Here is a 21,235-nt window from a genome sequence, read left to right as displayed (position 1 = left end):
TGCACCGCTACCGCAGCACGGCCGCCAGCCTGCCCATGCCCGCCGCGATCCGGTCGACCGTGTTGGTGGTGAACGACAACCGCAGCGTCGACCGGTCCGGCGTGGTCGCGTAGAAGGGCGCGCCGGGCACGAACGCCACGTCGCGCTCCAGCGCCGACGTCAGCAGCGCGGCCGCGTCCACCCCGCCCGGCAGCGTCACCCACACGAACATCCCGCCGTCCGGGTCGCTCCACCGCGTCCCGGCGGGCACCGCGGCCGGCAGCGCCGCGACCATCGCGTCCCGCCGCTCCCGGTAGGCCGAGCACAGCCCGCGGACGTGCTCGTCGAGGTCGTTGGCCTTCAGGTAGACCGCCGCCGCGGCCTGGTCGATGGTGGAGGTGTGCAGGTCCGCCGCCTGCTTGACGATCACCAGCGTGCGCATGATCGACTCCGGCGCGCGCAGCCAACCCAGCCGCATGCCCGGCGCGCCGACCTTCGAGAAGCTCCCCGCGTACAGCACGCGGTCGCTCATCGTGGCCAGCGGCGGCACCGGCTCGCCCCGGTAGCGCAGTTCGCCGTACGGGTCGTCCTCCACCACCCACAGGCCGTGCCGGTCGGCGAGCGCGGCGATCTCGGCCCGCCGGGCCGCGCTCAACGTCCGTCCGGTCGGGTTGGCGAACGTCGGCACCAGGTACAGCAGCTCCGGGCGGTCCCGCTCGACCACCTCGGCCAGCGCGGCCGGATCCATGCCGTGCTCGTCGCCCGCGACGGGCACGATCCGCGCGCCGGCGAGCTGGAAGCACTGCACCGCGGCCAGGTAGGTCGGCTCCTCGACCGCGACCACCGCGCCCGGCTCCAGCAGGGCCGTCACCACCAGCGTCAACGCCTGCTGCGAGCCCGAGGTGACGAGCAGGTCCGCCGCGCCGGTGCGCAGGCCGCGCGCGGTGAGCCGGTCGGCGACCAGGTCGCGCAGGTCCAGGTCGCCCTCGCTGGGCGCGTACTGCAAGGAACGGCGCGACAGCGCCTGGTCGAAGGCCGTTCGCAGGCCGTCGATGTCGAACAGCTCGGGCGCGGGCAGGCCGCCCGCGAAGGAGATGACCTCGGGGCGGGAGGTGAGGGCGAGCAGGTCGCGGACGGGCGAGCCGGCGAACGTGCGCGGCATGAGGCGCTCCTCGAAATCGTCGAGCGGAGAAGTTCACGCGGTCGTGCCACGCATGAAGTCGGCTGCGCTGGGGTCGAGGCGCCAGGTTCATCCTAACGTGCGGGTGGGGACCTGGAAGGGCACCGCGGACGCGCGGGTGTTCGAGCTGCCGGTGGTTTTGTCGGTCCCGTCCCGTAGGAGTAGGCGGGACAACGGGAGGACTGGATGTACGAGACGGTGAACGGCGTGCGCACCTGGTACGAGGTGCGCGGCGAGGGCGAGCCGCTGGTGCTGCTGCACGGCGGGTTCAGCGACTCGCGCGACTTCGAGCCGAGCCTGGCGCGGTTGGCGGACCGCTTCCGGGTGTTCCTGGTGGACCGCCGGGGCCACGGGCGGACGCCGGACGTGCCCGGGCCGGTGCCGCTCGACGTGCTGGCGGGTGACGTGATCGCGTTCCTGGAGCAGGTGGTCGGCGGCCCGGCGCACCTGGCGGGCTACAGCGCCGGTGGCGTGGTGGCGCTCGGCGTGGCGCAGCGCAGACCGGAGCTGGTGCGCAGGCTCGTGGTGCTGAACTCGGCCTACGCCAAGGACGGCTGGGTGTTCCTGCCCGAGGCGGGTGGCGAGCTGCCCGCCGAGATCGCCGACCGGTACGCCGAGGTGTCGCCGGACGGGCGCGACCACCTGCCGGTGGTGGTGGACAAGTTCGCCCGGGCGGCGCACGACCCGGAGGTGGTCGACCTGGCCGCGATCACCAGCCCCACGCTGGTGCTGGGCAGTGACGACGACATCGTGCACCTGGAGCACACCGTCGCGATGTACCAGGGGATCCCGGACGCGCAGCTGTGCGTGCTGCCGGGCACCTCGCACCTGATGCCGTTCGAGCGGCCGGAGCAGTGCGCGTCGTTGGTGGCGGACTTCCTGACCACCACCCCCGCGCCGCTCATGCCGATCCGCCGGGCGGGGGTGGGCGGCTGATTGACAGTGCATATGCCGGTTAGGCTATATTGCTGCCATGGCATCTACGTTCGCGGTGCTCGCCGACCCGCAGCGCCGTTGGATCCTCGACGTGCTGCGTGAGGGCGAGCGACCGGTCAACGACCTGGTCGACGGGCTGTCGGTGAGCCAGCCGACGGTGTCCAAGCACCTGAAGGTGCTGCGCGAGGCCGGGTTGGTGGAGGTCCGGCGGGACGCCCAGCGGCGGCTCTACCGGCTGCGGCCGGGGCCGTTGGCCGAGGTCGACGCCTGGCTCGCGCCCTACCGGCGGATGTGGGAGGACAGCCTCGACGCGTTGGAACGGCGACTGGACGCGGTCGGCCGAGCGGACCGGGGTGGCCAGGTGGGCGGGAGTGGGCAGGTGGGCGGGCAGGTTGGCGGGAGCGGCCGAGCGGACGGGACGAGGCGATGAGCACCGAGTTGCGGCACATCGACGGCAAGCCCGTGCTCAGGTTCGAACGGGTGCTCGCGCACCCGCAGGCCTCGGTGTGGCGGGCGGTCACCGAGCCCGGCGAGCTGGCGCACTGGTTCCCGGCGGAGGTGGCGATCGACGGGCGGGTGATGACGTTCTCCTTCCCCGACCAGGTCACCACCGGTGAGGTGCTGGAGTTCGACCCGCCGCGGGTGTTCGCGTTCCGCTGGCACACCGACGTGCTGCGGTTCGAACTGCTGCCGCACGAGCGCGGTTGCCTGCTGGTGTTCACGCACGTCCTCGGCGACGAGCACGGCGCCGGGCGCAACGCCGCGGGCTGGGACACCTGCCTGGCGGGCCTGGAGGCCAGGCTCGCCGACCGCCCGTTCGAGCCGCCGGCGGACGTGCGCGGCCCGATGGAGCACTACATCCGCGCGTTCGGGCTGGACGAGGGCCGGCTGGACGGCGGCGTGGTGCGGTTCGTCCGCGACCTCGTCTGGCGCCCGCTGGACGAGGTGTGGTCCCTGCTCACCGAGGGCGAGCGGGGCGTGCCCACCCGCGCCACCAACCCGCACGTGCCGGCCGGTCCGCTGGTCGAGCGCGCCGAACCGCGCGTGCTGGCGTTCGACTCGCCGACCGGCCGGGTGCGCTGGGAGTTCCGGCACGACCCCGAGCAGGGCACCGCGGTGGAGCTGACCCACGCGATCACCGACCCGGCGTTCGCGCCGCAAGCGCTCGCGGCGTGGCACGCGCACCTGGAGCTGTTCTTCGCGGCGACCTTCGGCGACGTCCGCCCGTGGCCGCCGGCACGGGTCGCCGAGCTGGTCCGCCACTACCGCGAGCGCTACCCGAGCTGAGCGTCCACCCGGGCCAGGTGGTCGCGCCCGAACGGCCCGTTCTCCAGGCCGTCCACCAGCACCGCGGGCAGGTCGGCGCGGATCTCGGCGGACCGTGACGCGGCGGCCAGGGCGACCGTCGCGACCGTGTCGACGTCGCCGGTGAAGGCCACGCACTCGCGCAGGACCGAGCTCAACGAGCCGCCGCCGGCCAACGCGGTCAGCGCCGCGCGCACGCTCATCACGCCCTTCGACCCGACCTTGCCCCGCCACGGCCGCGCCCACACCCCGGAGCCGAGCCGGTCGGCGATCCACGAGCCGACCTCCGCCACCGGCCCCAGCCCGTGGTGGCAGTAGTGCACGGCCAACGCGGCCGCCCGCGCCGACGCCACCCCGTCCGGCGTGTCGTGGGTGACCTTGGCCTGCACGTCGGTGTGGTGCACCACGTCGGCCACGGTGGGCAGCAGACCGGCCGGGGCGGCACGCATCGCCGCGCCGCTCTTGTCGCTGTCGGGGCGGATGCGCGCCAGGAACTCCGCGCCGGTGTGCACGGTCTCCAGGAACGCCTGGAAACCACGCGCGTACCCCTCCCGCCGGTCGCGGTGGAACGCGGTCACGAACGCCGACGCCACCGCCTCGGGCGTCCACGGTGCACCGGACGCCCGCAGCTCCGCCAACGCCAGGGTCATCTGCGTGTCGTCGGTGTACGAACCGGGGCGGATGCCGCGGTGCCGCGGGTGCGGCACGTACCCGGAGAGGGTGTTGTGCCTGGTCACGAAGGCGGGATCGGCGTACTCGAAGCCCGCGCCGTACGCGTCCCCGATGGCCAGTTCGACGAGCATGGCGCACACGCTATCGGCCGCGTTATAACCGATTCGATATATCCCTTTTCACCTGATCGAGTGGTACGAATCTCGTGACCCAAGACATCCCTGTGCGCGAGGAATCGCGTGTCTTCGGAATCGAGGAACCCTTGCGAATCACCAGGTTGATCCCTGCGCTCGCAGCCGCGTTGCTCTCCCTGCTCGCCCTCGTCCCGTCGGCGTCGGCCACGCCCGCGGCGGAGGGCGGCGTGACGCCGTACATCATCGGCGGCGGCTACGCGAGCAACGCCCCGTGGGCGGCCCGGCTGTTCTCCAACGGCAGGCAGACGTGCAGCGCGACCATCATCGCCCCCACGTGGATCCTGACCGCGAAGCACTGCGTCAGCGGCGGTGGGCTGTCGTTCCGCATCGGCAGCCTCGACCAGACCTCCGGCGGCACGACGGCCAACGGCGTCCAGACCCACAACCACTCGTCGGACCTGTCGCTGGTCCGGCTCGACCGGTCCGTGTCCGCGACCTACGCCCGGCTCGGCCAGCCGGGCTCGGTCACCGTGGGCCAGAACGTGCAGGTCTACGGCTGGGGCGCGACGTCCCGGTGCGGCTCGGAGATCAACTGCCAGTCGCAGTACCTGAAGGTCGCGAACGTGACCGTCACCGGTGGCTGCACCGACGCCTACGGCGGCAACGCGATCTGCGCCCGGCGCGGTGACGGCATCACCGCGGGCGGCGACTCGGGCGGCCCGATGATGGCGGGCGGCGTGCAGGTCGGCGTCGCGTCCACCAGCGACCGGCAGACCACCACCGCCTACACCAACGTGACGCGGTACCGGTCCTGGATCCAGTCCGTCGCCGGCGTCTGACCACTCGGGCGGAACCCGCTCGCGCGACCGCGCCGGCACGGCACGACCGGTCGCGTGAGCGGGACACCAGGTGGCCGTGCGCCGTCGACCGGCCTGCTCAGTCCAGTGTGGACAGAACGGGCCGGGCGCCGGACGCGGTGTCGTAGGCCGAGCGCGCGGCCTCGATCTCGGTGCCGTGCCGCAGCACCCACTGTCCCAAGGGGACGACGAGGTCCAGCAGCGAACGGCCCAGCGCGGTCGCCGCGTACTCCACGCCGGCGGCCTTGCCGGGCCGCACGTGCCGGCTGACCAGGCCGTCGCGCTCCAGGTTGCGCAGGGTGCGGGTGAGGATGCGGCGGCTCAGCTCGTGCACCGCGCGGTCCAGTTCGTTGAAGCCGCGGGGGCGTTCGGCGACCAGGACCAGCACCAGCAGGCTCCACTTCTCGCCGACCCGGGCCAGCAGGTCGGACACCGTGCAGGCGGCGCGGTCGGCGGCCGTGACCGGCACCGGGACCAGTGACATGGATGTGCCTTCTTCCGGGACGTCGCGGTGGGCTCCAAGCTCCAGGCTATGGCGAACACGGTGATCACGGGCGGCACGAACGGCATCGGGAAGGCGCTGGCGGCGCGGTTGGCGCGCGAGGGGCACCGCGTCGCGGTGGTGGGCCGCTCGGCCGCCGCGCCGGACGGGGTCGAACTGGTCCGGGGCGACCTCGCCACCATCGCCGGCACCGCCGCGGTCGCCGACGAGGTGGCGTCGCGGTTCGACGTGGTCGACCACCTCGTGCTCGGCGCGGGCCGGTTCAACCCCCGCCGCGTAATCACCGCCGACGGCCTGGAGCACTCGTTCGCGCTCTACGCGGTGAGCCGGTTCGCGCTGGTGGAACGGCTGCTGCCGGTCTTGGAGCGGTCCGCCGCGCCGGTCGTGGTGAGCCTGTGCGGCGTGGCCGGGTTGCGGGGGCCGGGGATCCGGTGGGACGACCTGGCGCTGAGCCGCGGCTACCGGGCGATGCGGGCGGTCAGCCAGGGCGCACGGGCGGCCGACCTGCTCGGCGCCGGTTTCGCCGACCGGCACCCGGGCAGTGCCGTGCGGTACGTGCTGCACAACCCGATGTTCGTGGACAGCGGGCTCGGCGCGCAGGTCGGCGGGCTGCGCGGCCGGGCGCTGGACCTCGCGGCCGGGCTGTTCGCCAGGTCGACCGCCGACGCGGCGGGCCAGGTGCACCGGTTCCTGGCGGACCCGCCCGCCGCGCCCCTCACCGCGTCCCGCGCGGGCACGCCGGTCGACCTGTCCAGGCCCGAGTTCGACCGGACCGCCGCCGCCCGCCTCTACACCGTGCTGGAGGGCCTCACCGCCTCGGCACGGTGACGCGGCACGACCGCGAGCACCACCCCGGCGACCGCGGTCGCGAGCCCGCCGACGGCCAACGCGCCCGCCGCCCCGAACCCCGTGCCCGCCAACGCGATCAGCGCCGCGAGCCCGATCGCGCCACCGACCTGCTGTGACGTCGTGGTCAGCGCGGAGGCCACGCCCTGCTCGGCGTCGGCCACCCCGGTCGAGGCGGCCACGAACATCGCCGGGAACGTGAGGCCGCCGCCGACGCCCCACACCACCAGCCCCGGCAGCAGGAGCCAGAACCCGCCGCCCCACGCCATCGCGCCGGCCAGGAGCGCGAGGCCGACGCCGTTGACGACCATGCCGACCACCAGCGTGGCACGCAGGCCCCACCGGGCGATCGCCGCGCCGGTGCCCTTGAGCGACGCGGTCATCGACACCAGGGTCAGCGGCACGAACGCCAACCCGGCGGCCAGCGGCCGGTAGCCCAGCTCGTCCTGCACGTAGGTGGTGAACAGGTAATACGCGCCGCCCAGCGAGCTCTGGAACACCAGCACCACGCCGATCGCGCGGACCAGCGCCCGGTTGCCGAACAGCCGCAACGGCACCAGCGGATCGCGGGTCCGCCGCTGCACGGCCAGGAACACGCCGAGCACCACCACCCCGCCCGCCGCCACGAGCCCGCCGCGCACCCAGCCCGACTCGGGGCCGGTGACCAGCCCGAACACCACCAGCACCGAACCGGCGGTGGCGAGCACCGCGCCCGGCACGTCGAACCGCCGCCGCGCGCCACCGACAGGCTCGGTCGGCGCCGGGAGCACCGGCACGGTCAGCGCGGCCGCACCCAACGACAACGGCACCAACAGCAACAACGTCCACTCCCAGCCGAACGCGTCGGTCAGGACGCCGCCGAGCAGCGCACCCGCGGCCAACCCCCCGCTGCCCGCCGCGCCCCACACCGACAGCGCCCTGGTCCTGGGCGGCCCCTCGGCGAACGTCGTGCTGATCAACGCCAGCGTCGCGGGCGTCAGCAACGCGCCGCCGACGCCCTGCACCACGCGCGCCGCGACCAGCACGCCGGACGTCGTCGCGAGCCCGCCGACCAGGCACGCCAGCCCGAACACCACCAGACCGGCGACGAACGCCCGGCGCGCGCCGAGCCGGTCCACCACCCGACCCGCGCAGAGCAGGAAACCGCCGAACGCGACGGCGTAGGCACTGACCACCCACTGGAGGGACTGGCTGGAGAAGCCGAGCGCACGCCCGATGTCGGGCAGCGCCACGTACACGATGTTGTAGTCCACGGCCACGATGAACTGGGCAAACGCCAGCAACGCGATCGCGAGCCCGGCACGGGTGCGTGCCGGGGCCACCGTGGTGTCCACGCGTGATTCACCCCGTATTTTTACTGCACGGCGTATAGTTTCGACACGGCGGACAGTACCGCAACGCTGTAGAGTGTCAACCGTGGGAGATCAAGTGCCCAACCGGCGGGCGCGGCTGCGGGCGGAGACGTCGGCCGAGATCAAGGCGATCGCGCTCAAGCTCATGGCCACCGGCGGCCCGGACGCGATCTCGCTGCGCGCCATCGCCCGCGAGATGGGCATGACGGCCAACGCCATCTACGGCTACTACGCCACCCGCGACGACCTGGTCACCACGCTGATCAGCGACGTCTACACCGACCTGGTGCGGCGCCTGGAGGCGGCGCGCGACGCCCGGCCGGCCGGGGACGCGGCGGGCCGGATCCTGGCGTGGGCGGAGACCTTCCGCACCTGGTCGCTGGCCAACCCCGAGGGCTTCCGGCTCATCTACGGCGACCCGGTGCCCGGCTACCAGCCGCCGGCGGAGGGCGTGGAGGCCGAGCGGCGGGCGTGCGCGGCCCTGGTCGGCCTGATCGCCGACGCCTGGCCGGACGCCGCCCGGCACCAGTCGCACGGCGGCCACGAGTGGTCGGACTTCGACCCGCACGTCGTGGAGACCGTCCGGGACGAGCACCCGGACCTGCCGCCGGCGGCCGTCGCGCTGTCCCTGCGGGTGTGGGGCCGGATGCACGGCCTGGTGGCGCTGGAGGTCTACGGCCACCTGCGCGCGCAGACCCGTGAGCCGGGCAAGGTCTACCGGGCCGAGTTGGCCGACCTCGTCTCATCGCTCGGCCTCGCCTGAACCCCGGACACCGGCCCGAACTACACCGGGCCGTTCGACACCGGGCCGTTCGACACCGCTGCCGCCACGGTCATCCTCCGCCGAACTCGGCGCGCACCCCCAGCAGGCGCACGGCGCGGGTGTCCTCGAACCTGGCCAACGCCGCCAAGGCCGCCGCCTCGATCGGCGCGGCGTCCATCGTCGGCTCGGCCAACGCCACGCCTCGCGTGGAGGTGAAGAACGGCGCGAACCGCACCTTCACCACCACCCGCACCGCGGGCCGACCTTCCGCCCACACGTCGTCGACCACCCGTCGCGCGAGCAGCTGGACCTGCTCCGCGATCTCGTCCGGGTCCGTGAGGTCCTGCTGGAACGTCGTTTCCCGGCTGCGCGACTTCGCCACCCACGGCGTCGCGGTGACGGCGGTGTCGCCCGCGCCCAGCGCGAGCCGCCGCAGGTGCGGCCCCATCGCCGGTCCGAACCGCGCGGCCAGCGCCTCCGGGTCGGCCCGCGCCAGGTCCGCGACCGTGCGCAGGTCCGACTCCGCGAGCTTGGCCGCGGTCCGCGACCCGATGCCCCACAGCGCGGTCACCGGCCGCCCGGCCATCACCTCCACCCAGTTGTCCCTGGTCAGCCGGTACACCCCGGCGGGTTTGGCGAACCCGGTGGCGAGCTTGGCGCGCAGCTTGTTGTCGCCGATCCCGACCGAGCTCGCCAACCCGGTCCTCGCCTCGACCGCACGCCGCGCGGCGTCCGCCAACGCCTCCGGGTCGTCGGTGCGCGCACCCAGGAACGCCTCGTCCCAGCCGATCACCTCGACCACCGCGGGCAGTTCGCGCAGCACGTCCATCACGTGCGCGGACACCTCTTCGTAGGCGGGCGGGTCGGACGGCAGGAACACCGCGTCGGGGCAGCGCTTCTGCGCCAGCCGCAACGGCATCCCCGAGTGGATGCCGAACTCCCTGGCCTCGTAGGACGCGGTGGCCACCACGGCGCGTCGCGTCGGGTCGCCTGCTCCTCCGACGACCACGGGCCTGCCGCGCAGCTCGGGCCGGCGCGCGATCTCGACCGCCGCGATGAACTGGTCGAGGTCGACGTGCAGCACCCAGTCCTGTTCGGACACGTCAGCCAGTATCGGGCAGGAGTGCGATGTTCCGCCCGCGCGGACTTCGTGACACGATCGACGACGTGCCGACCAGCCCACGTGACCGCGACGAGCAGGGCCGGGCCCGCAACGCGCGACCCCGTGACGGGCTCGGCCGCCCGCTGCCCTACGGGCTCGCGGGCGTCGAGCGCCAACCGGAGGGCGTGCCCCGCACGCCCGAGGAGGCGCTGATCGAGGCGCAACGCCTGCTGGACCTCGGCCGGCCGTTCCACGCGCACGAGGTGCTGGAGGACGCGTGGAAGGCGGCGCCGGAGCCCGAACGGGAGCTGTGGCGCGGGTTGGCGCAACTGGCCGTGGGACTGACCCACGGCGCGCGCGGCAACGCGACCGGCGCGTCGGCGCTGCTGGGCCGGGGCGCGCGCAACATCTCCGCCTACCTCGACGACCCGCCGCACGGGGTGGACGTGGCAGGCCTGGTGGCCTGGGCCGCGACCGGCACCGGCGTGCCGCGGCTGACCAAGGGTTCGTAACCTGCGGCCAGGCCATGACGCTGCCGGAGCACCAGCGCGCGCCGGGCACGAGCGGGTGTTGACGACGGCGTTGTCCTGCGCGCCGGGCTTGCACGGGACCGACGTGGCGAACGTGGAGCCGTTGACCTGCTTGGCGCTCGAAGTTGGGCCGAACGCCTGCTTGGGTGCTCCCGCGGCGGGGTAACTCGTGGTCATCACCACACCCTGGAGGTCCCCCGTGTTCGCGATCATCGCCGCGGTCATCTTCGGTCTCGCCCTCCTGCTCGACCTGGCGAACGCCTCGCTGGGCTCCGTGCTGGACGGCGGGACGCTGCTCATGGCCGGCCTGTTGTGCGTGGCGTTGCACCTGGCCGGCGTCGGTGCCGGCGCGCGGACGTTCAGCTTCCGCCGTCGCCGCTGACCGCAGCCGTGCCCGCCGGGTGCGGGCACGGTCCCGGGTGGACAATCGGCGCGTGGACGTGTCCGCGCGCCGATTGATCCCCCAGCCGCCCGAGGTGGTGGCGCGTTACGCGATGGACTGGCGGCACGACCACGAGTGGACGCAGGGCATCGAGCGGGCCGAGTTGAGCTCTCCCGCGCCCGGCGGCGGGTTCGGCGTCGGCGCGGAGGTCACGCGCACCGCGCACTTCCTGGGCAAGCGGATCGACTACGTGCTGCGGGTCGTGGCGCACGAGCCGCCGCGGCTGCTGGAGATGAGGTCGGTCGCGGGACCGTTCCCGATGCACGTGACCTACCGGTTCGACGTCGCGCCGACCGGCGGCACGATGGCCTCCATCCGCGTCCGCGGCGACGCGAGCAGGCACTACCGGCTGGTCGGCCCGCTCATGGCGCGGTTCGTCCGGCACAACGTCCGCAAGGACCTGCGCGACCTGGCCCACCACGTCGGATGAGCGCGCACGCCCGCCGATCGCGCGGCGGTCAGCCGACCTGCCGCGCGGGCGACGCCAGCAGGCACGCCACGCACGGCATGCCCTCGGGTTCGGGCAGCAACTCCGCCGTGCCGACGTCGATCCGCTCACCGCACAGCGTCACCAGGGTCGACCGCGTCCCGTCGGGCAACGGCGCCAGGTGGCAGCTGCGTTCCCACTCCCCCACGAGGTCGCCACGCCTGCGCACGAGCAGGACGGGCTCCTCGGAGCGCTGCGAGGCGTTCACGACGTCACCAGCTCGTCCGGTCCGGTCATCCGCCCATCGTGCGCGGTGACCGACCGGTTGCGCCGGGTCGACGCCGAATCGCCGCCGTGGTACCCGCAAGTCGCATAGGGATCGGTTCAGCGCAACGCCCGAGCCAGCTCCGCCACGTCGCGCGCGCCCTCCCAGGCCCCGAGCCGGCCCAACTCCCGCAGCACGTTGGCCGACCCCGTGGCCCGGGCGGTGTCGAGCGCCTCGTAGGCCAACGCCGCGGCGTGGTCGACCTCGCCCGCCATGGTGTGCGCGTACGCGAGCTTGGCCACGTGCACCCCTCGCTCCCACACGCACATCCGCCGCCACCGGCGTCGCCGCACGTCCTCGTAGACCTCGATCGCCCGGCGCGGCTCGCCCAGCGCCAACCAGCTCGCGGCGCGTTCGGCCTCGAAGTGGTCGGCGCCGAGGCAGTACCCGATCCAGTACTCCTCGTCGCCGGGCGGCGATTCGACGCGCCGGTACTGCTCGTCCGCCCGGTCCAGGCGGTCCATGCAGGACGCCTCGTCGCCCGCGACGGCCAGGCCGCGGGCCTCCTGGCGCAACGCCAGCGCCCGCACCATCGGGCTCGCGCCGTGCTCGCGGACGCCGGCACGGGCCAGGCCGATCACGCGGTCCACGTCGCCGTCGGCCTCGGCGAGCTGCGACAGCCGGACGTAGGAGTAGGCGACCACGTCCCGGTCCGCCGCGGCCTGGCCCAGCTCCAGCGCGCGGGTGGTCCACCGGAGCGCGCCGTGCGGGTTGTCGGACTCCTCGTGCATCCAGCCGAGGAACTCGGCGTACAGGGCGGCGACGCCGACCAGGCCGCGGCGCTGCTCCCCGCGCGCCGAGCGGCGCAACACGTCGACGTAGTCGTACATCGTGCGCGTGGTGGACATCAGCGCGCTGGAACTGCGCCAGTTGTGCGCGTCGTTGACGATGCGCCGCAGCACCAGCAGCCGGCTCAGCGCTTCGGGGGCCGGCCGGTCGCCGTCGAGCACCGCCGCGTCGGCGAGCGCGGTAATCGAGTCCGGGTCGAGGCCGACCACGCCGTCCAGCCCGTCCGCGCCGGCCAGCCCACCCGCGAAACCGGGCGCGAGGCGGTCGAGGTCGCGCCCCAGCACCGGCAGCGAGTCGTCGGCCAGGCCGAGCAGGTGCGCCGGGACGCCGAGCAGGCGTTGCAACGGCCGCAGCACGCGCAGGTCGTAGGCGATGTTGCTGCCGGACTCCAGCCGTGAGACGGCCGACTGGGAGAACCCGGCGAGCGACCCGAGTTCGTCCTGGCGCAGGCCGTGCGCCCGCCGTGCGATCGCCACTACCGCGCCCGGCGACCGCTCGCGGACCGCTTGCCGCACCTCGGGGCTGGCCCACAACGACCGGGGCAGCGGTGGTAGCGGCGAGCGCGACACCACCGCCTCGGGCCGTCCCGCGTTCAGGTTGGTGCGATCCAGTGGCATGGCCTGTTCCTTCCCCGGAGATCAAGCATCCTGGCACCGCTCCCAGAGCCGCGCGACCGCCGGATCGGGGCTTCGCCCGCGACCGCGGCTATGCTCCGGCCGTGATCAGGGTGCTGCGGGACTTCTCGACCGGTGTCGGACTGCTCGGCCAGGGTTTCGGACTGGTGTTCCGGTCGCCCAAACTGCTGCTCATCGGCGCGATCCCGGCGTTGCTCACGACCGTGCTGCTGATCGGCGGCGTGGTGGGGCTCGCGGTGTGGATCGACGACATCGCGGCCTGGGTCACGCCGTTCGCCGACGACTGGAGCGAAGGTCTGCGCACGGCCACGCGGTTCGCCGCCGGGTTCTCCGTCATCGGCGCGTTCGTCGCGATCGGGCTGCTGCTGTTCACCGCGATCACGTTGATCATCGGCGGCCCGTTCTACGAGCACATCGCGGAAACCGTCGAGGACACGCACCTCGGCGGTGTGCCCGAGGCCGAGCAGGTAGCCTGGCTGCGGTCGGCGGCGGTGGGCGTGCGCGACGCCGTGCTGCTGGTCGGCATCGCGATCCTGTGCGCCATCCCGCTGTTCGCCGCCGGGTTCATCCCCGTCGTCGGGCAGACGGTGGTGCCGGTGGTCGCCGTGCTCGTCAACGCGACGCTGCTGTCGATCGAGCTGACCGCCATCCCGTTCACCCGCCGCGGCCTCAAGCTCGACGTGCGCAGGCGGACGCTGCGCAAGCGACGCGCCGTCACGCTCGGCTTCGCCGTGCCGACCTACCTGCTGTGCCTGATCCCGTTGGCGGCGCTGGTGGTGCTGCCGGCGGCGATGGCAGGCGGCACGGTCCTCGCGCACCGCCTGCTCCACGACCAGATCAAGTGAGCCTGCGGGTCAGGCGAACGGCACCCACGCCCGCGTCTGGAGCCCGTCGATCCGGCTGACCCGCACGCCGGTGGCGGACACCGTCCACAGGTCGTCGCCGATCACCATGGCCCGGCGGATGCCCGTGTCGTAGTTCGACTCGTCGTGCCGGACCGTGCCCAGCGCGGAGAACGCGCCGTCACCGAGCCGCAGCACCAGCAGACCGCTCGACGTCGACGTCTCCGGCTTGCGGTCCGTGGGCATGGTCAGCACCGGCAGCACCACGAGGTCGCGCGCGGGCCAGTACAGGAACGCGTGCGGGTCGAACTCGACCTCGGAGTGCCCGCCGGGCAGGTGGTGGCCCGCGACCTTGGTCGGCGCGGCCGGGTTCGACACGTCGAACAGCGACACCTGCGTGCCGGTGGTGCGGCCCTGCTCGGTGGCCTCCTGGCCGACGCCGATCAGCTTGCCGTCACCGGCGGGGTGCAGGTAGGCCGAGTAGCCGGTGATCTTCAGCTCGCCCACCTTGCGCGGCTTGGCCGGGTCGGACAGGTCCAGCGTGTAGAGCGGGTCGACCTGCCGGAACGTCACCACGTACCCGACCGGGCCCGCGAACCGGACGCTGTAGATCCGCTCGCCCAGACCCAGGCCGTCGACCTTGCCGACCTGGGCGAGCGTCGCGCCGTCCCGCTTGAGCACGGTCACCGCGCTCTGCGTGGCGGGCGCCTGCTCGGGGATGCCCGGCGCGTCCGCGGTCGTCGTGGCCACCCTCAGGTGCCCCTGGTGCTCGGACAGCGAGTACTGGTTGAGCAGCATGCCCGGGACCTGGCCGGACGCCACGTGCTTGGGCGGACCCGGCTGGGAGACGTCGAACTGGTGGATCGCAGTGGTCGCCGGTGCGGTCGGCGCGAACCGCGTCATCGGCCGCAGGTGGTGGTCGTCGGCCACGTACAGCGAGGTGCCGGCGCCGTAGACGGTGTCGCCGTCGGCCATGATCGTCACCGCGTCGCCGTTGCCGAGCTCGCCGGGGAAGTCGAACGTCAGCACGGACAGCATCGACGTGGCCGAGTGGTCCACCGGGTGGCTGACCCGGTCGCACGCCACCAGCGTGCCCTCCGAGTGGGAGCCGTCGGCGTCGGTGAGCCGGTAGCGCGGCAGCCACGACTCGATCGGCGCGGTGGCCACGAGCTCGCGGTTCGCGATCAGCGACTCCGCCTCGCTGCGACCGTCCGTCGGGTACACCCACGGCAGCCGCGGACCGGAGTGCACGACCACCCGCACCACACCGCCGACCTGCCGGGCGTCGACGTACCGGCCGTGCACGGTGAGCGTGCCCAGGACGCGCGGCTCGCCGGACAGGTCGACCAGCGTCACCGACGAGTCGTCGGAGTACACCTCGTGCGGGCCGTCGACCGCGATGCGCTGCCCGGCCATGCCCTGCCCGCTGCCGACGACGAGCGCGCGGTCCTCGTGCAGCAGCAACTGGGAGGCGTGGCCGGCGGGGACGTCGAGCGTGCCGGTGAGCCGTTGGGTGGCCACGTCCAGCACGCGGAGCCTGCCGTCCGCGACCGTCACGACCCGCTTGCCGTCGGTCTTGGCCAGGTCCGGCTCGTCCACGCCCGCCTCGTGGGCGTTGGTCTTCGAGTGCTCGGGCACGGCGGCCGACTCCCGCGCCGAGCTGCCCGCCCGCGCGTCGGCCGGGCTGCTCATCGCCACGTCGCCGTCGGCCTTGGCCAGGAAGTCGTGGCCACCCAGCCCGTACACGCCGACGTGCGGCGAGATCGCCTCCCGCAGCTCGGCCAGCGCCGTGTCGCACGTGTCGAACGCCACCAGCTCCACCGGCACCGCCTCGACCGGCGGCACGACCCGCCAGTCGTCCACCCGCGTGGGCACGGCGGAGGCCGCGCTCACCCCCACTACCAGCGCCGCGCCGCCGAACAGCGCCGCCCGCGTTCCCCAGGACCATCGCCTCATGTCCCCAGGACGGGACGAACCTGCCAAACGGTTGCGCGGGCCGGGTTCCGGTGCCCGGCGTAGGCCGTTCGGTCGCACCGGCGGCGACGTGATTGAGTAGCCGCGACCGATCAGCCAACACACAGGAGAGTCACATGGCCCCGACCAAGCCCGTGGTCGAGAAGTACGAGGGCGCCACGCCCGCCGACCTGGTGATCGAGGACATCACGGTCGGCGACGGGCCCGAGGCGACGCCCGGTCAGCTCGTGCACGTGCACTACGTCGGTGTGTCGCACTCGACCGGCGAGCAGTTCGACGCCTCCTGGGACCGCGGCGAGGCGTTCAGCTTCCCGCTGGGCGCGGGTCGCGTCATCGCCGGCTGGGACCGCGGCGTCGCGGGCATGAAGGTCGGCGGCCGGCGCAAGCTCGTCATCCCGGCGCACCTGGGTTACGGCGACCGCGGCGCGGGTGGCGTGATCAAGCCCGGCGAGACGCTGATCTTCGTGGTGGACCTGCTCGGCCTGGGCTGAGCGCCCCGACCGCGGTCCGGTTCCGCCCGGTGCTCCGTTCGGAGCATTTGGCCGCGGGTCGGAACCGGGCCGTTCACCATTGCGTCATCCTCAATGGACCAACGTCATCGCAAGGGGGAGCCACCGTGCCCGAGGACATCGGCGCGTCCGAGCGGATGCTCGGCCAGTGGCAGCAGAGCATCCAGCAGAAGGCCGAGCGCTACCAGGAGATGGCCGCCCGCGTGCAGGGCCTGTCCATCTCCGAGGCCTCGCGCGACGGCTCGGTGCGGCTCACCATCGGCTCGAACGGCATCCTGACCAACCTGGAGATCGCCGAGTCCGCGCGGGACAAGCGGATGGCCGAGGTGTCGGCCGAGGTGATGAGGACGTTGCAGCGCGCGCAGTCCCGGATCCCGGAGCTGCTCCAGCAGGCCATGGCCGAGACCATCGGCACGCAGGACGAGACGGCCAACGTGCTGTTCGACGAGGCGAAGCGCAACTTCCCCACCCCGCCGCACGAAGAGCCCGCGCCGCCGCCGGTCGGCCGTGAGATCCGGTTCGGCATCGAGGACGACGACGCGCCCACCTCGCGCCCCGCTCCGCCCACCACCCCGCCGTCCACCCCGCCGCCGTCGCGCAGGCCCGCGCGCCGGCAGGACGAGGACGACGACTTCGGCGGACAGTCCTTCCTCTCGTAGGTCGGACCTCCCTCAACTTTCCTGACCAGCCTTCCAGGGGGATCGCATGGCCGGTTTCGAGATCGTCGCGGACAGCCTCGAAGCGCACGGCAAGCAGTTGACCGACCTCGGCGCGCGGTTGCAGGGCGCGGTGGACGCGGCCAAGACGGTGAGCATGCCCACCGACGCGTACGGCATCATCTGCCAGCCGTTCCGGATGATGCTCGACCCGGTCGAGCAGTGGGGGCTGGACGCGTTGCAGGGCGCGGTGGAGGCGATGGACGCCGCCGGCAAGGCGGTCAAGGACACCGTCGACCAGTACCGCGAGATGGAAGACGCGATCAGGGACAGCTTCAAGGTCGGTGAGTGATGGCGGGCGAGAACCCCTTGGTGGCGGCGCCACCGGCTGAGTCGGGCGCGTTCTTCAACGCCGGCACGGGCGACAACGGTTGGGCCACGGGCATTTCCATCGCGGAGTCCGCGATGGACACGTTCAACGGGTTCGCGGAGGGCAACTGGGTCGCGGGCGGGTTGGGCATGGTGGGCTTGGCCGCGGACGCCGCGGCGATGGCCATCGACCCGTTCGGGACGTTGATGTCCTCGGCGGCGTCGTTCCTGATGGAACACGTGCAGCCGCTCAAGGACATGCTGGACTGGCTGGCCGGGAACCCGCCGGTGATCGAGTCCTACTCCACGACGTGGAACAACGTGGCGGCCGAGCTGGGGAAGATCGCCGAGGAGTACGCGGCGGCGGTGGCACGGGGCACCGAGGGGTGGACCGGGGCGGCCGCGCAGACCTACCAGACCAACTCGGCGGTGCACGGCGACGCGTTGAGCGGTGCGGCGTCCGCGGCGGGTTCGGTGGGCACGGTCGTGGGTCTGATGGGGATGGTGGTCGGGTTCGTGCGCGAGATGGTGCGCGACCTGATCGCCGACCTGGTCGGCAAGTTGATCGCCTGGGTGCTGGAGGCGGTGTTCACGCTCGGGTTCGGCACGCCGGTGATCGTGGCCCAGGCGGTGACCGCGATCTCGAAGTGGGCCACCAAGATCGCCAAGATCATCCAGGACCTGCTGGACACCATCAAGAAGGTCTCGCCGATGCTCAAGCGTCTGGTCGAGGTCTTCGAGAAGATCATGAAGGTCGTCGGCAAGTTGGCCGGCAAGGTCACCGGCCTGGACGTGCTCGACCCGAAGAACATCAAGAAGGGCGGCTTCCTCCAGACCGGCAACACCGACATCGACGCCCCCACCGGCACCTCCAGCACTCCCGGCGGCAGCGGCAACACCTCCGACGGCACCGGCGGCACGCCCTCGGGCACCGGCCGCGGCACCGGCACCGGCGACCCCGCCACACCGACCTCCCGCCCCACCGACACCACCACCACCTCCAGCACCACCACGGCCGACCCGACCACCGCCAGGCCCGGTCGCGGCGACCCCACCGACGCGCCCAGCCCCACCTCACGCCCGGGACGCGACCCCAACACCCCGGACAACGATCCGCCCCGCGGCAACACCCCCACGCCAGGCAACCCCGCGGGCCGGCCGATCCCGGTGGGCGAACACCGGGGCGGACCGGGCGGCAACACCCCCACCAGCTCCAGCCCCGGCAACTACGGCAGCGGCACCGGCGGCAACGGCACCGGCGGCAACGGCACCGGCGGCAACGGCAGTCCGGGCACCGGCGGCAACCCGCCCTCCAGCGGCGGCTCACCCGGCGGCGGGACGCCCGGCAGTTCACCTGGTGGCAGCAGCTCATCCGGCGGCAGCAGCTCCCCCGGCGGCGGTTCACCCGGCAACGGCGGTTCCTACAGCGGTGGCGGCGGCTCGCCCGGCGGAGGTTCACCGGGTGGCGGTACATCGGGTGGCGGTACATCGGGTGGCGGTACATCGGGTGGCGGTACATCGGGTGGTGGCGGTTCCGCCGGTGGTGGCGGTTCATCCAGCGGTGGCGCGTCGAACCCGGCCGGGCAACCGCGCTTCGACCACACCTCCACGGCCAACGCCGCCGCCCCCGAGGCACCGGCACGCCCCGACCAACCGCAGACCGCCAGTCCCAACACCGGGCCGCAGTCCAACCAACCCAACCCCGGCACCCCGCCACCGACCAGCAGCCCCGCAGGTGGCGCACCGGCCGGCGGCGGCACGCCCGGCGGTGGCGGCGCACCCGGCGGCGGCGGCGCACCCGGCGGCGGTGGCCCGCGTCCGGGCGGCGGCGGAGGGTGGACCGGAACACCGGGCGGCCGTGGCGACCTCGGCTCCGGCGTCCCATCCGCACGCGGCCCCGAGAACGTCACCCCCTCCTCGCACCGGCCTTCCGGCACCAGCCCATCGCACGCGGGACCCCCGCACGCCGGGCCATCACACGCAGGGCCATCACACGCAGGCCCGCCCCATGCCGGGCCGTCACACGCGGGCCCACCGCACTCCGGGCCGTCGCACGCGGGACCCGGCACGCCCCACGGCGGCCCGAACCCGTCCCACTCCGGCCCCGGCGGATCCGGACCGGCGCACACCGGCCCCGGCAACACCCGTCCTCAGGGCGGTCCGACGCCACCGCACGCCGGTCCACCCCACGCCGGCCCACCGCATTCCGGGCCGCCGCACGCGAACCCCCCACACGCGAACCCGCCCCACCACGGGCCGTCCCACACCAACCCGTCGCAGGCCGGTCCACCGCACCCCAACGCACCTCGCAACGGGCCGGCGAACCCGTACGCGCCGCACTCGCCGAACAGCCCGGCAGGCCCGCCGCACCAGCGCGACGGCAGCCCGGACTTCGCCCGCCCCCGCGGCGGCGACGGGCCGGTGCCGCACACCCCGAACCGGCCGTTCGACGGTGGCCCACCACCCCAGCGGCACCCCGACGCGCAGACTCCGTCCCCCCGACGCGACCCGGACACCCACGTCCCACCGCGCCGCGACCCGGACGGCATCCCCGACCAACGCCGCGACACCGACCCGTGGACGCAGCCCCACCGCGACCACGACCCGCACGGCGACCGGCCCGACGGCAACCAGTCCGACGGCGACCGGCCCGACAGCGACACCACGAACACCGACCGGCCGGACATCGACGAGGCGCACGCCCGTCACGGCGAGACCACCCCGGCCGGCATCTCGCACCACCGCGGCGACCCCGACATGGGCGACCTGCCCCACCGCGTCCCCGCCGACCCCCGCTACTTCACCGCCGACGTCCACGTCACCCCCGACGGCCGGGCCCGCATCGGCAACCACACCTACACCCCCGAGCAGTACGGCGACCTCCTGCGGCGCAACGGCTGGGACGGCAAGACCCCCATCCGACTCATCGGCTGCGACGCCGGCAGCAACGACTTCGCCAACCGCCTCTCCCGCCACACCGGCGCCGACGTCCTGGCACCCACCAAACCCGCCTGGACCGACGCATCGGGCCGCGTCTACACCAGCGACGCCGACATCGACGCCAACGGCAACCGCCAACCCAGGATCCCGCCCAACGGCGAGTGGGAGACCCACCGCCCCGACGGCACCACCACCAAGGCGAGCGAGGACGGCTTCGTCCCCGGCACCGACGACTCCGACAAGCACGACCTCGACCCCACCGACGCCAGGGACCGCGGCCAGGACGACCCCGACGACCCGGAGCCGCACCACGAGGGCGATCCGGACGGCACCACGGGCACGGACGGCACCGACGAGCGGTACGTGCCACCGACCGCGGTGGAGCCGGTCGCCGAGCCGCTGGACCTGTCGCAGGTGAACACGGCGGACCCGGGCGTCACGCCCCGGGCCAACCCCGAGGGTCCGCCGCCCAACCCGCGCCGCGGCGCCGTGCTCGACGTGTTCCCCGAAGGCGATCCGCGCGTCACGAAGCGCACCAACGGCCTCATCGAGGAGATCGACGGCGTCCCGGTCGGCCAGTACATCGACAACCTGGCGAGGGAGCGCGTGGACCAGATCGCGCCGCACATGCACCCCCGCAAGGACGGTCCCTGCTCGGCCGTGGCGATCGACCTCAGGACCGGCATGGTCACCGAGGGCATCAACGGTCGCTCGAACCAACCGCTCCAGGTCGAGGACCTGCACCCGCTGCTGCTGGACAACTACAAGAACCTGGCGGACTGGCGGCACGGCGTGCAGGAGAGCGACGGCGTGTTCGTGCCGAACCCGTACGACAACGGCAATCCCGCCATCTTCGACGGCAAGGCGCACACCGACATCCCGCTCCGGCACGCCGAGATCAAGGCGGCCAACGAGCTGCTCTGGGCCCGCCAGCGGGAGAACCCGGACGTGCCGTTGAGCCCCGAGGTGCTCGACGAGATGCGGGTCGACCCGCGCTGGTTGAAGGACGGCCACGGCGACAACGGTGGCGACATGCGCAAGGGCGAACCGGCGGGTTGCTGCGCGAACTGCGACAACGTCCTGCGCGGCGTGCCCAGTTACACTGGCCGGTACTCCTTCCACCCGGACGACTACCGGTACGAGAAGCACTCCGTAACACCACGGTGAGG

Annotated in this window: 21 protein-coding genes and 1 pseudogene; 14 read left to right on the top strand and 8 right to left on the bottom strand. The window is 73.4% G+C overall.

Going from position 1 to position 21,235, the window contains the following annotated elements:
- Window positions 1–7: 7 nt before the first annotated feature.
- Window positions 8–1,141, bottom strand: a complete 1,134-nt coding sequence (locus tag ACYVLT_RS22710) for an aminotransferase-like domain-containing protein (protein ID WP_461122173.1) — start codon at window positions 1,139–1,141, stop codon at window positions 8–10.
- Window positions 1,142–1,345: 204 nt separating this feature from the next.
- Here ACYVLT_RS22710 and ACYVLT_RS22705 point away from each other — a divergent pair, with 204 nt between their 5' ends.
- The 3 genes and pseudogenes from ACYVLT_RS22705 to ACYVLT_RS22695 all read left to right on the top strand — a co-directional run bounded on the left by ACYVLT_RS22705 (window position 1,346) and on the right by ACYVLT_RS22695 (window position 3,382).
- Window positions 1,346–2,095 (top strand): alpha/beta fold hydrolase, encoded by a 750-nt coding sequence (locus ACYVLT_RS22705; protein WP_461122172.1) that lies wholly within the window; start codon window positions 1,346–1,348, stop codon window positions 2,093–2,095.
- A gap of 37 nt (window positions 2,096–2,132) precedes the next feature.
- Window positions 2,133–2,429, top strand: a pseudogene (locus tag ACYVLT_RS22700) (ArsR/SmtB family transcription factor); the annotation flags it as partial.
- A 92-nt stretch (window positions 2,430–2,521) separates the two neighbouring features.
- Complete coding sequence (locus ACYVLT_RS22695; protein ID WP_461122171.1) at window positions 2,522–3,382, top strand: SRPBCC family protein; 861 nt, start codon at window positions 2,522–2,524, stop codon at window positions 3,380–3,382.
- Here the strand turns inward: ACYVLT_RS22695 and ACYVLT_RS22690 are convergent.
- Window positions 3,370–4,203, bottom strand: a complete 834-nt coding sequence (locus tag ACYVLT_RS22690) for an ADP-ribosylglycohydrolase family protein (protein ID WP_461122170.1) — start codon at window positions 4,201–4,203, stop codon at window positions 3,370–3,372. The two genes, ACYVLT_RS22695 and ACYVLT_RS22690, sit on opposite strands and share 13 nt — an antisense overlap.
- A 131-nt stretch (window positions 4,204–4,334) precedes the next feature.
- Here ACYVLT_RS22690 and ACYVLT_RS22685 point away from each other — a divergent pair, with 131 nt between their 5' ends.
- Window positions 4,335–5,045, top strand: coding sequence for a S1 family peptidase (locus ACYVLT_RS22685; RefSeq protein WP_461122169.1), 711 nt, complete (start codon window positions 4,335–4,337; stop codon window positions 5,043–5,045).
- Window positions 5,046–5,142: 97 nt separating this feature from the next.
- Here ACYVLT_RS22685 and ACYVLT_RS22680 read toward each other — a convergent pair whose 3' ends face one another.
- Window positions 5,143–5,547: a winged helix-turn-helix transcriptional regulator gene (locus ACYVLT_RS22680; RefSeq protein WP_461122168.1), complete on the bottom strand. Its 405-nt coding sequence runs from the start codon at window positions 5,545–5,547 to the stop codon at window positions 5,143–5,145.
- Between the two features lie 48 nt (window positions 5,548–5,595).
- Here ACYVLT_RS22680 and ACYVLT_RS22675 point away from each other — a divergent pair, with 48 nt between their 5' ends.
- Entirely contained in the window at window positions 5,596–6,393 is a 798-nt protein-coding gene (locus ACYVLT_RS22675) for an SDR family NAD(P)-dependent oxidoreductase (RefSeq protein WP_461122167.1), read from the top strand.
- Here ACYVLT_RS22675 and ACYVLT_RS22670 read toward each other — a convergent pair.
- On the bottom strand, window positions 6,354–7,745 hold the full coding sequence (locus tag ACYVLT_RS22670) for an MFS transporter (protein WP_461122166.1): 1,392 nt from the start codon (window positions 7,743–7,745) through the stop codon (window positions 6,354–6,356). The two genes, ACYVLT_RS22675 and ACYVLT_RS22670, sit on opposite strands and share 40 nt — an antisense overlap.
- Before the next feature lie 82 nt (window positions 7,746–7,827).
- Between ACYVLT_RS22670 and ACYVLT_RS22665 the strand changes: the two genes are divergently transcribed.
- A complete protein-coding gene (locus ACYVLT_RS22665) occupies window positions 7,828–8,526 on the top strand; it encodes a TetR/AcrR family transcriptional regulator (RefSeq protein WP_461122165.1) in 699 nt (232 codons plus the stop codon).
- A 70-nt stretch (window positions 8,527–8,596) separates the two neighbouring features.
- Here the strand turns inward: ACYVLT_RS22665 and ACYVLT_RS22660 are convergent, their stop codons facing one another.
- The gene (locus ACYVLT_RS22660; protein WP_461122164.1) at window positions 8,597–9,628 is read right to left on the bottom strand and encodes a DNA polymerase IV; all 1,032 of its coding nucleotides are present in this window, start codon (window positions 9,626–9,628) and stop codon (window positions 8,597–8,599) included.
- Between the two features lie 26 nt (window positions 9,629–9,654).
- Here ACYVLT_RS22660 and ACYVLT_RS22655 point away from each other — a divergent pair, with 26 nt between their 5' ends.
- From ACYVLT_RS22655 to ACYVLT_RS22645, 3 genes are all read left to right on the top strand, one after another.
- Window positions 9,655–10,140: a DUF309 domain-containing protein gene (locus ACYVLT_RS22655; RefSeq protein WP_461122163.1), complete on the top strand. Its 486-nt coding sequence runs from the start codon at window positions 9,655–9,657 to the stop codon at window positions 10,138–10,140.
- 217 nt (window positions 10,141–10,357) lie between these two features.
- Window positions 10,358–10,540 carry a hypothetical protein gene (locus ACYVLT_RS22650; RefSeq protein ID WP_461122162.1) on the top strand — a complete coding sequence of 61 codons (183 nt, stop codon included), beginning with the start codon at window positions 10,358–10,360 and terminating at the stop codon, window positions 10,538–10,540.
- A 52-nt stretch (window positions 10,541–10,592) separates the two neighbouring features.
- Window positions 10,593–11,030, top strand: a complete 438-nt coding sequence (locus ACYVLT_RS22645; protein ID WP_461122161.1) for an SRPBCC family protein — start codon at window positions 10,593–10,595, stop codon at window positions 11,028–11,030.
- 28 nt (window positions 11,031–11,058) lie between these two features.
- Here the strand turns inward: ACYVLT_RS22645 and ACYVLT_RS22640 are convergent, their stop codons facing one another.
- Window positions 11,059–11,295, bottom strand: a complete 237-nt coding sequence (locus ACYVLT_RS22640; protein ID WP_360457409.1) for a hypothetical protein — start codon at window positions 11,293–11,295, stop codon at window positions 11,059–11,061.
- Window positions 11,296–11,411: 116 nt separating this feature from the next.
- Window positions 11,412–12,758: a helix-turn-helix domain-containing protein gene (locus ACYVLT_RS22635; protein ID WP_461122160.1), complete on the bottom strand. Its 1,347-nt coding sequence runs from the start codon at window positions 12,756–12,758 to the stop codon at window positions 11,412–11,414.
- 110 nt (window positions 12,759–12,868) lie between these two features.
- Here ACYVLT_RS22635 and ACYVLT_RS22630 point away from each other — a divergent pair, with 110 nt between their 5' ends.
- Window positions 12,869–13,621, top strand: coding sequence for an EI24 domain-containing protein (locus ACYVLT_RS22630; protein ID WP_461122272.1), 753 nt, complete (start codon window positions 12,869–12,871; stop codon window positions 13,619–13,621).
- Window positions 13,622–13,630: 9 nt separating this feature from the next.
- On the opposite strand, the gene ACYVLT_RS22625 is transcribed toward ACYVLT_RS22630, so the two are convergent.
- On the bottom strand, window positions 13,631–15,574 hold the full coding sequence (locus tag ACYVLT_RS22625; RefSeq protein ID WP_461122159.1) for a beta-propeller domain-containing protein: 1,944 nt from the start codon (window positions 15,572–15,574) through the stop codon (window positions 13,631–13,633).
- A 134-nt stretch (window positions 15,575–15,708) separates the two neighbouring features.
- Here ACYVLT_RS22625 and ACYVLT_RS22620 point away from each other — a divergent pair, with 134 nt between their 5' ends.
- From ACYVLT_RS22620 to ACYVLT_RS22605, 4 genes are all read left to right on the top strand, one after another.
- Window positions 15,709–16,083 (top strand): FKBP-type peptidyl-prolyl cis-trans isomerase, encoded by a 375-nt coding sequence (locus ACYVLT_RS22620; RefSeq protein WP_461122158.1) that lies wholly within the window; start codon window positions 15,709–15,711, stop codon window positions 16,081–16,083.
- 125 nt (window positions 16,084–16,208) lie between these two features.
- Window positions 16,209–16,760, top strand: coding sequence for a YbaB/EbfC family nucleoid-associated protein (locus ACYVLT_RS22615; protein ID WP_461122157.1), 552 nt, complete (start codon window positions 16,209–16,211; stop codon window positions 16,758–16,760).
- A gap of 46 nt (window positions 16,761–16,806) precedes the next feature.
- Window positions 16,807–17,109: a type VII secretion target gene (locus tag ACYVLT_RS22610; RefSeq protein ID WP_461122156.1), complete on the top strand. Its 303-nt coding sequence runs from the start codon at window positions 16,807–16,809 to the stop codon at window positions 17,107–17,109.
- Window positions 17,109–21,233, top strand: coding sequence for a hypothetical protein (locus ACYVLT_RS22605; RefSeq protein WP_461122155.1), 4,125 nt, complete (start codon window positions 17,109–17,111; stop codon window positions 21,231–21,233). The genes ACYVLT_RS22610 and ACYVLT_RS22605 overlap by 1 nt, the downstream gene beginning before the upstream one ends.
- The last annotated feature ends 2 nt before the right edge of the window (window positions 21,234–21,235 follow it).

Source organism: Saccharothrix stipae, from assembly GCF_054781895.1.
This window is presented reverse-complemented; position numbering and strand designations above follow the sequence as displayed.

What these genes read in the sequence shown, in the direction of transcription:
- ACYVLT_RS22710 (WP_461122173.1), bottom strand. Translation starts at nt 1,141, where the DNA reads ATGCCGCGCACGTTCGCCGGCTCGCCCGTCCGCGACCTGCTCGCCCTC.
- ACYVLT_RS22705 (WP_461122172.1), top strand. Translation starts at nt 1,346, where the DNA reads ATGTACGAGACGGTGAACGGCGTGCGCACCTGGTACGAGGTGCGCGGC.
- ACYVLT_RS22695 (WP_461122171.1), top strand. Translation starts at nt 2,522, where the DNA reads ATGAGCACCGAGTTGCGGCACATCGACGGCAAGCCCGTGCTCAGGTTC.
- ACYVLT_RS22690 (WP_461122170.1), bottom strand. Translation starts at nt 4,203, where the DNA reads ATGCTCGTCGAACTGGCCATCGGGGACGCGTACGGCGCGGGCTTCGAG.
- ACYVLT_RS22680 (WP_461122168.1), bottom strand. Translation starts at nt 5,547, where the DNA reads ATGTCACTGGTCCCGGTGCCGGTCACGGCCGCCGACCGCGCCGCCTGC.
- ACYVLT_RS22675 (WP_461122167.1), top strand. Translation starts at nt 5,596, where the DNA reads ATGGCGAACACGGTGATCACGGGCGGCACGAACGGCATCGGGAAGGCG.
- ACYVLT_RS22655 (WP_461122163.1), top strand. Translation starts at nt 9,655, where the DNA reads ATGTTCCGCCCGCGCGGACTTCGTGACACGATCGACGACGTGCCGACC.
- ACYVLT_RS22635 (WP_461122160.1), bottom strand. Translation starts at nt 12,758, where the DNA reads ATGCCACTGGATCGCACCAACCTGAACGCGGGACGGCCCGAGGCGGTG.
- ACYVLT_RS22625 (WP_461122159.1), bottom strand. Translation starts at nt 15,574, where the DNA reads ATGAGGCGATGGTCCTGGGGAACGCGGGCGGCGCTGTTCGGCGGCGCG.
- ACYVLT_RS22620 (WP_461122158.1), top strand. Translation starts at nt 15,709, where the DNA reads ATGGCCCCGACCAAGCCCGTGGTCGAGAAGTACGAGGGCGCCACGCCC.
- ACYVLT_RS22610 (WP_461122156.1), top strand. Translation starts at nt 16,807, where the DNA reads ATGGCCGGTTTCGAGATCGTCGCGGACAGCCTCGAAGCGCACGGCAAG.
- ACYVLT_RS22605 (WP_461122155.1), top strand. Translation starts at nt 17,109, where the DNA reads ATGGCGGGCGAGAACCCCTTGGTGGCGGCGCCACCGGCTGAGTCGGGC.